We start from the raw sequence: 14205 nt of genomic DNA, 5'->3' as shown, positions 1-14205 counted from the left end.
TTTCAACCATTTTAAAGATATTCCTCAGATCCTAGACTCACACTATTATGATTTTCTAATTATATTGTCCTTACTGCGATTTCAAGGATTATTCAAAGGCTTTAGATAAATCTTGAATACCCCGTCCACTAACCCAAAAGGCGCCGCTCCCGAATCCATCAGAGCCTCTGTCTCTTGCAGAAGATCCCCATGATGCGAGAACGCATACTCTCTCAGTTTTCTCCTCAATTTAGCCTCTGGAGCAGATCCCCCAAACTCTTTGCGAAGCACATAAGCAATGAAATCCGTATTCGATTCAATAAAAGAAGGATTCTTTCTCTTCAAGACAATATGCCCCTTGGAGCCCAGGAGTAGGAACCTTTCATCCCTTTTCAAACAATCTAACAGCAAATCCCGCGACCAATGTAGTTCACCAGTCAGTTCAGGTAGGAATTCTGACTTAAGCTCCTCTTCAATGATGACAAATGGTTTCACAAATGAGATATAAGCCCTATCCAACATCTCATTTATACACAGATGGAGTCGCTCTTTGAACGGATCATTCCAGCCAAGCACATCCTCATGAATGTACTCTCCTTGCTGTCCGCGGGTGTAATAGAAGATCTTCGTTGACTCCCGAAGTGCCATCTCCAATTTGAACGAGGAGGTTCCTATTTCTTCCGTCAGCCAATACAGTATTTCTTCCCGAGATACGACTTCTCCTCGATCCAGAAGATAGTTTTCAATTAGTGATGTAAAGGAAATTTCTTCTTCCTCCATCCCTTTCTGAACGATATGAGGCGCTCGTGGACATGAGAATTGTTCTTGGCAATACTCCCTAAGCAGACTATAAAGTAAATAGGGGGTGTTAATATGCAAGGAGAGGCATTCCGACTCCATCTCATCGAATACCCTTTTTACATCAATGGAAGTATTATATATAAGAAGTTTCTCGATTTTGTTACTAATTTGCTTTAGCGATGATTCATCCAGGTGGGCATAGAATTCAATCAACCCGTAAGATCCGTGGTCAACTTGAATAATCTCAGAATCGGTCGATAAATTAATTTCCAGTGTGAACGACTTCCAACCTTTATTCACCACAAATTCGGCAAATAGCTGTTTCCGCGTCACATGGGTCCCTTGCTCACGGATATATTCTTTAATTAAATCACTGTTTCTAAGGCTTCCTGTATCTCCAAATCGTGTAATCTTCGGAAATTTAGGCACAGTAAAGTAGGTAGAGAAGTGCATTCTCAGCAAGGTGTAGAGGGCATATTCGTTCGGAATGTTCCTCTCTTTCAACTCTGCTTCGAATATCCGATAAACACCTCCAACCGAAATGGTTCGTTGGTTTTCTAATTGCAGGGCAATTTCTTTCGCCACTTTTTCTAATACATCCATATCAGGTTGTACGAAAGAATGATGAATATAAACGCCACGGCCCCATAAATAGAATTTATCAGATTGTTCATCCCTGGTTACAACGGAATTAAAGTCTCGATCTTTCTGGAACGAGTGGGGAACGATCTGATTTCCTTTATCTAGGAGTTCAGAAGCATTCTTATATATTTCCACGCCCTCTGGATATTGCAGCATGACGATGGTTACAAGGTCAACTTTCGAATAGTTTGCCAGTATGAATTGCCCCGAAGCTGTTTGCGTAAAGAACTGCTCAACTATAAAGCGGATAACTTCAGCAGTGATACCTGTCTCGTTAGATCGTAAGGAAAGCATCTCATTTAGCTGCGTTTCATCAAGGAGTCTTCCGTTACATTGGCGATCCAACCAACTATCAAGTTCCTTCTCGAGAGCAGCTAACTCTGCTTTGCTTACTGTAGAGAAGACATTGCGGCCGTAGAAAAGGTAAATCCCCTCATTTTCCAATGCTTCAATAATCAAATGATCACTGAAGTTCTCACTCCCCAGCACTTGGTTTAACACGAATCCCTTTTGCTCTTCTAATCGCTCTTTCAGCATAGCTATCCAGTTGTTACCTCTAAGGGCAATTTTCAATACTGTTTTTTTGATAATTTGGCGGATGCGTTCACGTGTCAATCCATACTTTTGACCACATTCTTCTAAAGTGAATCGCTTCCCATTCTGAACACTTTGGAATCTTTCCAGAAGAATGTCTAATGTCCTGGGTTCAATATCCAACTGTTGGCATATTGTATCTGATGTAATCATGTCTTCTATCGAAGTGGCGAATTGCTGAAAATAGTGGTTTTCTAGCTCATCTTGAGGTATGAGGCTGGTCCTCTCTAGTTCTAACTGCTCCTCGTGCCATTTCTCTAATTTGAGTTTCAGATGTTCAAAGAACTTGGCGACCACTCCTTTACCAACAGAGGGCATACGTGTTAACTCAACAAGATTTCCCGGTAACTGTCCATAAGTGTCTAGCTTATTAAATGCCAATCTAGAGATGAGCAACGGACAGGTTAGGAAATCCCTCACGTCCATTTTCACATCTAATATCGTGTTAGGTAAGTCTACATATTGCTGCTCAAAACTGATTCTCTTGCCCTCACTGGGATCCGCTGTAGCTGTCTCTTGTTTGATGAAAAGGCTAGCGTCCATTTTACCATCAGCTACTATACGTACCAATTCTGCGAAAAACTTACGTAAATAGTTAGTACCTATCCCTTTCATTCCTTCGAATGCCTGAAGCTCTGTGGGCAGATCTCCGATTGTTTCCATTCCGTTCTTTTGTAAATACCAAACTAATTTGTTGCAACCCTTAAAGGTTTCATAGTTGATAGGGAACGCTGATTTCTCCGGTGTAATAACGACATATTCTCCAGAAAAGCAAACTTGTTTCACCGTCACTTCCGGCGTAGCACTGTTTACTTGTTCTTGTTCTGCCTCTAACTCTTCAACTTCTTCAATTACTTGTTCATCCTCATAGAAATAAGGTTTAAGTTTGGCGAACACTTCTTCATAATGCGCATTCATCAGCCACTGTAAAGATGGAACCGGAATATGATTCAATTGCGATATGTGATGAATGCCATAATGGAGGAATCTTTCCGCCATACTCGCAGGCAAAAGCTCACGAATTTCACCACTCAAAGGCTTGGCTGTATGTAAAGTGATTGTGTTTTCTTCATGATTTAGAGTAAGCAACCCTGCAAGCTTTCCTGTGAATCGTGATCCTAGAAACCACAAATGCGTAATAATATCATAAAATTTTTGTTGATCTTTCGCGTAAATCGTTCTTAAATGTTCATCATTAATTTCTTTAAAATAATGAATGCCGCATAGTCCAATTAACTCGGTCACCGGACCAGAAGCGTAGACCTCAAGCTTTGTTTGCATAAGATAAGCTGGTATTATGATTTGAGATTCTACAACTTGATTTACCTGCTTGATTTCATTAGGTTCATTTTCAGTGGAGGTTTCTTTTTTACCTAACAAAAACCAGCCGGGCTTTTTCTTCGTGGCCCCGCTTCCTTTTGGGGTGAATTTGAAATAGATCCCGCGCTCTTTTAACGGAAATAGAATTTTATTAAGACCCCAGCCCCCGACAATCCAAAGAGCACCACCGGCATCTCGCTTATCAATAGGCTCAACTTTATTTTCCTTAAGATATTCGATTAGATCAAAATCTTCTATCTTTATTTGTTTAGGTGCTTCCACTTCAAATTGTTTCGTATTCTTAGCTTCTTGGACAATTTCTTTCACGTTCTCTACTTGCATCACAGTGCTTGCAATGGAGGAACGCATGACCTCTTCTTGCATTTGACGAATCGTACTTTGAATAGAAGGCATTAGTGTATTCTCTAGCGTACTCTTCAACACTTGAGAGATTAAGGCACTTATTTCATCTTTATCGATACTCCCTGCTCGTTCCATAATAGGAAGTCTGTACGCTGGGGCCTTAAAATCTAAGTCCCCATATACTTCAAATAACCAAGAGGACAAATCGTAAAGAATTCTATGTGCATTCAAAGATAACTCAACAGTTCCGTATTCGGTTTCGTGGGCAGCTTTATTCCCTTGTACTCTCAACCAATCCAAAGCATTTCGAATGTCATCGTTGATGACTTGTAATCGGAATAGTTTGTGGATTCGGTCTGCCTGTTTAACATCAAAGACCTCGTTAATATCTTCTTGTTTTGTAACAAGCTTCGCGAACTTTTCACCAAATAGTCTTGCCTTGACAAGAACAACATGGGGATCCGCATAAACACTTCGCTCAATACTAGCTGCTAACTCAGCAAGATCTTGATATTCGGTTTGCAAAAAAGAAAATAACTCTTCTTTCGCTTTCATGTTCTCCTCACACTTCTTCTCATTAACTTTATTACTACAAATATTACATTACTGCTATGACAGCAAGCTGTCAGAAAACACATGTTCCTATCGACAAAAAGGACACGATTGTCCTTTGAAGATGACATTCGTGTCCAGAATATAATTAATTGATAAACCATCCAGATAATAAGCCATGCTTTGGCACTCCTTTGTGACTGAAGAACTAGTTCTAGGTATCTGGATAACATTCGACAAATTTGGAAATAACCCTCTTTTTGAGTTATTCTAATTATTTCAGGCCAACATAATTCTGTTAACAAAATAATGCCGCCAAAGAACTAAGCTACTCAACATCACTTGAATACTCAATTGACTAAGACAAATCAATCCGTTCAGTAAATTGGCCCAATTGATTGGAACGGCGATTTAATGCCCCTAACGGGGCATTTTTCACTTTGTAAGGAGTAGCCGATCGACATAGAATTTAACCAACCACTCTCGTTCTTCAGCCGACCACACTCCGTGTTTAAGAATAACATACGCACATTGCTCCCAACTCAAAAAAGCCACTCTCCCGCTTATTTTTGCCAGATAATCAATATCATCATTTCGCTCCGCGAGCCTTGGAATATCTAATGCTAGAGCCCGTAGATCCTCCTGATATTGCTTCAGTTTGAAGTAATAAAGACGACTTCCTGGATCCTTTTGATAGCAGAAAGGTGTAAGCAGCACCATATTAAACCTCTCTATGTTTCCCATTACATGCGCTAGCCCTACATCAATGCACCTAGCTAACTGATTTCTCGCAGTGCAATGGGTTGTATCAATCGAGATATCTGAAGTGTACTTGGCTTCAATAAAGACCATGATATCCTCCGTCAGTGTAATAACGGCATCAAAATCAGTCACGCCTTCTATCGTCTTCTTGATATCCGCCGCGTCTCTCACATACTTAACCGGATGACGTAGGGCATCGGATCTTAAAGAAGCTAATATCTCTGGGCTAGGCGAAATTCCTTTTTCCAACTCTATCTTCGGTTTATCCATAAACTTTGAATGCCAATCTTGAAGAGGGAATGCCTGTTTCAACAACTCTTCCCAAGCAGCCAAACCGACTCGAGATAATGCGGCAAAAGTAACTAATGTTATGCTAGGTTCATCCTTATAATATTGTAAAGGTTCTTTCAATCGATTAACCGATTTGGTGACACGCATTAAAGGATCCTCCTCTGCTTTTGCAGCTGAAACGAGTAAGTTTTCAAAATGACTTACTCTAGCTTCCTTATCGCCAGCATAAAGCCCAAGCAGCTCTGATCTTTGAAAAATATGCATGATGGCCTCCTCCTTGTAAAAGAACCGAACCGAACAGCACTACTCGAGTACCATCCGGTTCTATCCCTCGCCCATTAAATACATACATACTTGTGTTTATCAATAAAATAAAGCCCCGCTTCCTTCACTTTACCGCCAACCGTTCGCTCCCACTCCTCCACGTAAGCAACCACTTGAGGTCTATAATAATCCACAAACTGCTGCTCATGCTGCGATTCATAGCGATCCGTCTTGAAATCCACGATAACAAAACCGTCTTCCTCTTCAAATACAAGATCAATAACACCGCGAAGCAACGTGGTCATAGACTGTCCCTGCTCATTCTCATTCATTCGACGAGCGGTCATGAAGGAAAACTCATGGCCTCTCCAATTTGCATTCATACAGCGACGCCACATGTCGCTCTTAGTTACCTGCAGTACCGTTGTTTCCGCCTGCTCCAGCCATTTCACCTCAACGCCCTCTTCTTCCGCTGCCATTCTGCAGAAATCCGATAGGTCTTTGGCATCCATGCCTTCTCCTAAAGCCTGCAAGCATCGGTGAACCAAGCTGCCATAAGCCATTCCCTTGCCTTCAGCTGAGCGTACAAGCACTACTTCGCTTGAAGACTTAGCTAACTTGGTTACGCTTGCCACATGATAAGTAGGAGTTGCCGCACTTTCCAGTCGACTTTTCCATTCGGCCAAGCTTGCCTCTACGTTCGGAATTGCTTTTAGCTTTTCAGCCCGTACTGGACTGATCGGCGTCACATCCAGCTCCATCTGCCGCTGCAAGGATACGGCCAAAAGGCTCCACGGATCAATCGCTGGTCTAGATGGATATTGGCTGACAACCAAAAGCTGCTTGGCTCGTGTAGCAGCCACATACAGCAATCGATCCTTTTCCGCGTGCATATATTCACGCTCTTTCTCGGCGAGTTTCACCCAATCTACCGGCTGGGCAATGATCTCCGAACTGTAAGCATCCTTTGGTCTGGTAATTGTAAAATAACCATGCGGAGGCTCAGACATTCTGTCAATATGCTCCTCAGCATCATGGTCTATATAACCACAAGGACAGGCCATGATGACAACTGGTGCCTCTAACCCTTTCGCCTTGTGAAGATTCATGATCTTCACGGCTTCCCCTTTTCCTGCAAAGAGGCTAGCCGATTCCAATCTTTCCGTGTCCGTAAGCTTACTCAGTCGCTCTGTTAGCGCACGCCAATCCATGGCTGCATCCGAATCTCCTTGCAGCAGCTCTATCAATTTGATAAGTGTACCGCTGCGGATTGCTCCTGATTCATTAACTGCAGCTGCAGGTACGATGCCAATGTCTTGAATCATTTGCGAAAAGGCGGATAGTGCAGGTAGTTCTTTAACCCATTCGGCATATTGGCGGAGCTTGCGAAGCGCTTCATCGACCATTATGTTTTTCGCCGAAAGAACGGAAGAATCTAGAGAGGAATACAAGCTAATGCTGCCACCAGCGAGTCGATAGTGATACAACGCATCGTCGCTGATTCCAAACAACATCCCCCGCAGAACTGCCAATAACGGAACCCGATCGGTTGGATCATTCAGCGTTTCTGCCAGCAGGTATAGAGCGTTCAATTCCTCGAACACGGCGTGGCTGCCCGATGTATCCGATGCGATCCCATAATGCTCCAGAAGCTCCGCATACAGGCTAATGAATTTTCTATAGTTAAGCAAAATCATAAAATCGCTCGGACGCGCTGGCCGTGTTATCGACTTTCCATCGCCATCCTTATCCTCTTGAATCAAGAGGTTCCCATCACAGGCCCACGCCACAAACTGCGCTGTACGTTCAGCATCGTGAATGGCTATATCCGCTTGCCGATCTCTCTCCTGCTTAAGTATGGTCATGGTGTACACACCATACAGCGCTTTTTTACCAAAAGGATTTAACCGCTGTGTAATCATTTGTACGTAAGGCGCTTGGAAATCCGATGTTTGCCCTGGCAAAATGAATTTGCTCTCAAACGCATAGTTCACGAAATCACCAATCGCCTTAACGGAGCGAAAGTTACGTGTTAATTGGAGCACGTCTCCGCATTGTCTGATTCGTTCTTTCACAAAGTTGTAGGTCGAAATGTCCGCTCTGCGAAATCGATAAATGGACTGTTTAGGATCTCCTACTACAAATAATGAACCTGGCCGAGGGAGCTGCTCCCGCCAATTCGACTCGGACGGATCAGATCCTGTAAGCAGCATCATCATTTCCGCTTGAATCGGATCTGTATCCTGAAACTCGTCAACAAAAAGCCGGCTATACCGTCGTCCGAAATAGCTTCTCACTTCAGGATAACTCCGCAGCAACTCCGCGGCTTTCATCAGCAGATCTTGAAAGTTCAGTCTTCCTGCTTCCATCCTACTGCTTTGACAGTATTGGACAGCCGGAAGAACAAAAGTGATCAACTTAGGGTGTAAGAACTCTCTCCATGCCTGTAAAAAAGGCCGAAGTGTTGTCGTCTGCCAATCATGAAACTGCCCCTTCATTTGCTTAGCCAACTTGGGGTCCGTCCAGCGATTTAAAGTAACGTTCAATGTCCGGTCAAACAACTTTGCTAAGACCAAAACATTCATATCATCCGACATGTCCTTACTTCGTAGATGACGATTAGCTGTGCGAATAGTTTTTTGCAAGTCGTCCCAATCCTTTTCCGGCTGAACCGTCGGGATGTATCGGAATGCTTCCTCCATCATTGGAAATAACGATTCTCTGATCACAAAGAAATCTGGTCTTTCCGACTGTACGGTATGTATAGTCACATCCTCATACTGTGACACTTTGTTGTAAACAGCTCGTAAATCCTCTACATGGACTAGTAAAGCAGCCAACTCATCGATATGGGAATCTTCTCCACCTTCACGCAATTTCTCCAAATAGTCATCCCAGCATTGATCCCGAAACTCTTGGTCCTCATGCTCATCCATTTCCTGAAAAGCCGGATCGAGCTTCGCTTCGATGGGACGTTCCCTCAAAAGCCGGCCACAGAACGCATGAATCGTTCCAATGAAGCTTTCTGGCACCTGCCGCACAGCTTCCAGCAACGCTTCCCTCTCTGGACCTTGCGGTGCTTTGCGCAGCTCTTGCTCGAGCTTGATTCTAAAGCGTCCCATGAGCTCGGAAGCTGCTTTATTCGTGAACGTAATGGCGGCGATGTCTCGCACTTGTGCTTTGCCTGTTTTAACAAGTGCAATCATCCGACCCACGATGGAGGTTGTTTTGCCCGAACCTGCTCCCGCTTCTACCAAGAACGTTGTATCCAGGTCGGTAGCGATTCTCTCACGAGACGCCTCATCCACATGAAGCTCTTGCTCTTTAAGCATAGCGGTTCACCTCCAAAATGTGACCAAGTCTATGGGCGTTTTCAGGCGCAGTCCTTTTCTCCTCAAACTGCTCCGCATGGGCTCCACAAACCACTCTGTATTCACACCAGCTGCAAATCTTCGGCTCATTCGTTGGTGGAAAAACACCATGTTTCATTGAACCCAGTATGGCTTGAAGCAGTGATGTCAAGTCGTCCCTCCGCGTTTGTGAACGACTAACTTCCTCTCCCATTCCCCGCTCGGTCGGAAAATAGTATGCTGAATCCACGACCTGCGCCTCTGGATCAAAACCGCTCTCTCTCATCCACTGTTCTACCGCAGCCCCGTATAAAGGAAGTTGCAGCTGTGTGCCGCCTGAAAAGCATTCATTTTGCTTGTATTTTCTAGGATTACCGGTCTTGTAATCGAAAATTTTGTAACGATGGGGAGCGATCTCATCCACACGGTCCACATATCCTCTAATTGGAATGGTTAACTCGTCACTCAACTCTAACTGCATAGGCAATTCTTCTCCATGAAGCTGCAGCTCCGTAAATACGGGAATGGAAGTCCTATGCTGTTCGTTCGCGTAAAAAATCTCAACATCCTTCAGTATGCTTGCCGCTTCCTTTTGAAAAATATGTGCGCTCGGAGCAGGTACTTGAACCAAATACAATTGAATAACTTCCTCAGTTATGGCGTGCAGCAGCGATTGATCATGCGTTATAGGGTCCGTTGAATGAGTGCGGCGACTTTTTAGCTCCATCAAATATCGACTGTAAATTTCATGCACCAAGCTTCCACGCTGCATCGCATCCAACCATCGCGTACGATTATAGACCGCTGCGTCTTTTACACGAACCCCCAGAATCTCCTTATAAAAAAATTGCAAAGGACATCTTGCGTACTGCTCAAGCTTGCTAGCGCTGAAATCCATATTTACCGGCAATTGATCAGGCTGCTCTCCCATTTTAACGAGTCCATCGTAAGAAGAACACTTACTATCTAATCTAGCCTCTACCGCCAATTTACCGTCTTTCAAATGCGAGTAAGTAGCATATACAGCTTCTTGACCATTAAAAATTCGAGATTCGCTCGAGAGAAGATTTGGCATCCACAAATCAATTGCATCCATGAATATATCAGATCGATCGGTAACATATCCCACGACCTCTTTCATATCCTGATGCATAGCTTCATAATCCGCATCGACTAGACCTGATTTCCTGCGGAATATTTGCAGCATCTCAAAGGCTGGCATGCACTCCTTTTGATCTGCTAGATCATAAGAGCAATAACTCATTACGCAGTGACCCTCAATCATATCTAGCCGACTATTCCGCTCATCTATCTTTCGCGCTACCCGATCAGAGCTAACCTGAAGATTCGGGCTGATTCTAAGCCGCTCATCGTCTAGCAGTACAGGATCCTGCCGAACGGAAAAAGCCCAATTGCTTTCACTCATACCGACAATAGAAGTATAGGGTCTGCCGGTTTGGCCTCCAGTGTTAAGGGACGCAACGTGAAGATGTCCGGGCGAAGGCGTACTTGTGCATTGTATCCGCATTTGATCCAGATCACTGCGCAGATACTGAATAGCTAACGATGTATTCATCGATAGCTCACCGGCAGCTTTCAAAGATTGTTCTAATGCTTGAAGTCCACTGAGGACTTGATAATCATTTTCTTCTTTTAGCAGGCAGTGGTTTTCCAGAAAATCCACGACTGCATGGATCAGTTTCTCAGGAGAACTTAATGTTGCTTCCGTTAATTGATTGAGTAGCTGATGAAAAACACGATCAAGAGTCAGAAGAGATTGGCTTCTTTCCTCTGTAACTTCTTTCAAAGCAGCCAAGTGTCCCAATAGCTTATATCTTTCTCTTCCCCAGCCAATACCTGCACACTCCAATTCACGCACCTGGCTCGACGTGGTCACTCCTTCATACCGCTCATCTTTGAAGCGAATAATCCCTTGTTTTAGGGCAGATAAAATAGGGTCAACGTTATAGCCTGATTCCAGCCAATCTAGGTATAGCTTTACTGCCTTGCCTGCATTCGTAATTCCAATTGTTAGCCCTTCCGAGAATGTACATCTGACGCCTACAGAAGAAGTAACCGTATAAATAGCGGCAGCGTACTTTTCATAGTCGGAAGCAATGATCTCTACATGATCCCATGCTATCGAGCTGCCCATCATTCGGCGCATGACTTCACGCACTTCCGCGATTGGCCCCAATGCATGGAAGAATTCCGAGTTTTCAACAGGGAAATTGGCGCGCTGATCCGTAAATTCGTGACCAACAGATAATGTAACATGCTTTCCACGCGTGAGTGCTTGCAGCAGTTTGTGTTCCATCTCTGTTCGAATCACGAAAGGGTCTACGATCATGCTCTCATTTGTTAGCTGAACCTGTGCAGTAAGTGTACTCAGTCCTGCAAAATCTACAAGTTTATTTCGATGCAGCTCTTCCTCATACCGTCCGAGCAATTTTTTTACAAACAGACCTTTTTTCTCATTCTCAAAATCCTCGACGAGCAATTGATCCGCTGTCACACCTGCACCGCGCAGCTCCAAAACCGAACGATGGAACGCATGGTTAAACCCGGGAGTTAATGCAACCCCTGAGAGATAGGATGATGTGGACTCTGACTCTTCCTGAAGCAATCTATACAGGATCCACTTCGATTCTGAATGGGGAATAAACCGTAACTTGCGCTTCGCCAATTGCAGCTTGAGGCGTTCCATTGACCATGATTCCAGCGTTCGCACCTCGGTGTTTAATACCGGCCCATACACTCGGCTTATCTGTTCCAGCCATTGATGTCCCTGCGCAAGACTTGGTACAAGTAGCACCTTACGCTGCAAAGGATTCTTGTTCATGATCTCATACAACTGTTGAATACGCGTCAATGAATCCAGATCTCATCCCTCCATCCATCCTATTCAAGCTTCGTACAAGGTTTTCCAACGCTCCAGCTTCTGCCGCATGACTTCCCGATAAGACTTCGGCTCCAAAATTTCCGCATCCGGACCGTATTGACTGACCCAATTCATAAACTCACGCTCATGATTGACCGTTACTTCAAACAAAAGACTTCCATCCTTCTGAGGGGTCATTTTCGGCTTCACAAAAAGCTCCTCTTCCTTAACATAACGAGCTATATCCGCGTGAAACTTAACTTTAAACCTAATTTGTTCTTCCCCACGCTCGATGGACCATGTATTTTTCATGTACGATCTTAAATTAAAATCGCCTTTATCAAATGATTGATTAAGCAACTTTACATCACGAAATCGGCTGATCCGGAAGGTTCGAATGTCACCAGCCGAATGACAATAGCCAATCAAGTAGAAGCGGTGGTCCCGTGGCACCAAATAGTAAGGATCGATACTTCTTTGAGACTCCTCATTGCGACTCTGTGTATAGTAAACGGTTTGTATCGTTTGCTGAGAGAGAGATGCCTGAATAATATCGTAGAGAAACGAAGTTCCGTCTTCACGGTAGGCAGGTGTACCCATTTGAATGACATCCGTGACATGCTGCACAATATCGGCTCTTTTCGACTTTTCCTTTTGATGTACGCCCATAACCTTTTCAAAAGCAGAATCAAAGCCTTCCGGGAGCAAAGGTTTGATTTGTTCCAAAACAGAAGGCATCATGGAGAACGACAACGCTTCCTGCTCCGTCCAATCTAGCGGATACATGGAGAAATTACTGATAAATGCATAGCCTTTGCCATGGCCGTAATTCGAAATTGGGATATTCATCGCATGAAGCGCTTCAAGATCGCGATAGATGGTCCTCTCCGCTGTCTCGCATCGTTCTGCCAACTCCCTTGCCAAAATGCCCGGTTTGGATTGTATCAAATTAATAATACGCATCAATCGAATTAATCGTTCAGTCACGTCTTGTTGTCTCCTTCACATTCACATGATCTAAAAGTACTAATTTCAGTAAATTCGACCTATGCCTAGGAGAGTCCTGCTATTTCTTTCTTTTCATCTGCCTGTACTTCTGCTCATGCAAGGATTTTCTCGTTTTGCTTGAAAAGCTGAAATTCTCCAAATGGCTATAAAGCATTTGAGCTTCCTCACGCAGCTCTGCATCCTCAGATTGTACCGCCGATAGTAGCATTTCATCCGCTTGCTGTTGGAGCAGCATTTTCCCCGTTTCCTCATCACCTTGGTCGAAAGCGATTATCGCATGCTCGATTGCCATGGCCGACTCAATGATTTTGACTTGTTTTTCAACATGGGGGTTCGATGAATTCATGATCAAATTGAGATCGTTCGTAAAATTGGCTTCGATTTTGTATTGGATCGCGCACAGCTTTGCTCCTTCCGTCATATCTACGTAGTCCCATTGGATATTAAGAACTTCGTGTTTACCAAAGGCATGAGGGAAGAACGAGATTTCAAGCAAGATTGACTTAACCTCTTGGTCGAAAATATCTCCCATGGACAGCTTCAGTCCATTATTGTCATCTTGGGCTTTATAACCATAGACTCGGGTAATGAGTGTTGTTTCTGAAGGTTGTATTGTCAACTGTACATTTTGGGCAACAACTGATAATAGACCATCCAGTTCTTTGGAGAATATACCAGGGATGTCTTCCGGCTTCTCAATAAAATAGAAGTTTCCGCCGCCATGGTCCGCAATGCCTTCCATAAGCTCCTCGTCGAACCCGTCCCCAACGCCCATTGTTGTTACACCAATCCCCAGACTATGAAACTCCTTTGCAATGGACTGCAGCTTCGCCCGATCTGTGATGCCTTCATTCGCATGTCCGTCGGATAATAATAGAACCCTGTTGACACTACCGTCTACTTTTCCCTGCACCACATACTGAATCCCCTGCAGCAATCCCCCGCTCAAGTTGGTACTGCCACCATCTTGTATAGTCTCTATCTTTTGTTTCATGGCATCCTTGTGAGTCATATTCTGTGGCGCAAACACCGTATTTACCTCATTATCAAAAGCAACCATACTGAGTTGGTCATCTTGGCTCATTTGATCGGTTACGAACTGGCAAGCCTTCTTACTGTAAGCAAGCGGCGCCCCAGACATGGATCCACTGCGATCCATCACTAGTGATATATTCATTGGCGCTCTGTCAGAGCGAGAGCCAGCATTTCCTTTTAACTCGAGGAGCAAAAATGCTTTTTCTGCCCCTCCCATTGGCCAATACTCATTATTCCATGCATGGGTCATTTGAATAGGTGAACTCATGTGTAACATCCTCTCTCATCTAGTTTCTGATAAGAATGTAGCATATGCTTTGGTCAACATGATGTCAGAGAATGTTCGTTCGCATAAAAAAGACG

At 43.9% G+C, this 14205-nt stretch carries 6 protein-coding genes; all 6 read right to left on the bottom strand.

Features of this window, described 5'->3' with window-relative positions:
• Positions 1 to 81 precede the first annotated feature (81 nt).
• The 6 genes from NYR53_RS03705 to NYR53_RS03680 all read right to left on the bottom strand — a co-directional run bounded on the left by NYR53_RS03705 (position 82) and on the right by NYR53_RS03680 (position 14110).
• Entirely contained in the window at positions 82 to 4254 is a 4173-nt protein-coding gene (locus NYR53_RS03705; RefSeq protein ID WP_261303983.1) for a sigma factor-like helix-turn-helix DNA-binding protein, read from the bottom strand.
• A gap of 432 nt (positions 4255 to 4686) precedes the next feature.
• The gene (locus tag NYR53_RS03700) at positions 4687 to 5568 is read right to left on the bottom strand and encodes a hypothetical protein (protein ID WP_261303982.1); all 882 of its coding nucleotides are present in this window, start codon (positions 5566 to 5568) and stop codon (positions 4687 to 4689) included.
• A gap of 74 nt (positions 5569 to 5642) precedes the next feature.
• Positions 5643 to 8900: a UvrD-helicase domain-containing protein gene (locus NYR53_RS03695; protein WP_261303981.1), complete on the bottom strand. Its 3258-nt coding sequence runs from the start codon at positions 8898 to 8900 to the stop codon at positions 5643 to 5645.
• Positions 8893 to 11760: a PD-(D/E)XK nuclease family protein gene (locus tag NYR53_RS03690; protein ID WP_261303980.1), complete on the bottom strand. Its 2868-nt coding sequence runs from the start codon at positions 11758 to 11760 to the stop codon at positions 8893 to 8895. Before NYR53_RS03690 ends, NYR53_RS03695 begins: the two co-directional genes overlap by 8 nt.
• A 63-nt stretch (positions 11761 to 11823) precedes the next feature.
• Positions 11824 to 12786: a helix-turn-helix transcriptional regulator gene (locus tag NYR53_RS03685; protein ID WP_261303979.1), complete on the bottom strand. Its 963-nt coding sequence runs from the start codon at positions 12784 to 12786 to the stop codon at positions 11824 to 11826.
• A 79-nt stretch (positions 12787 to 12865) separates the two neighbouring features.
• A complete protein-coding gene (locus tag NYR53_RS03680) occupies positions 12866 to 14110 on the bottom strand; it encodes a vWA domain-containing protein (RefSeq protein ID WP_261303978.1) in 1245 nt (414 codons plus the stop codon).
• Positions 14111 to 14205 lie beyond the last annotated feature (95 nt).

The sequence above is a fragment of the Paenibacillus andongensis genome, from assembly GCF_025369935.1.
GTDB classification, from domain to species: domain Bacteria; phylum Bacillota; class Bacilli; order Paenibacillales; family NBRC-103111; genus Paenibacillus_E; species Paenibacillus_E andongensis.
The sequence above is the reverse complement of the archived record's forward strand: the minus strand, read 5'-3'. Positions and strand labels throughout refer to the sequence as shown.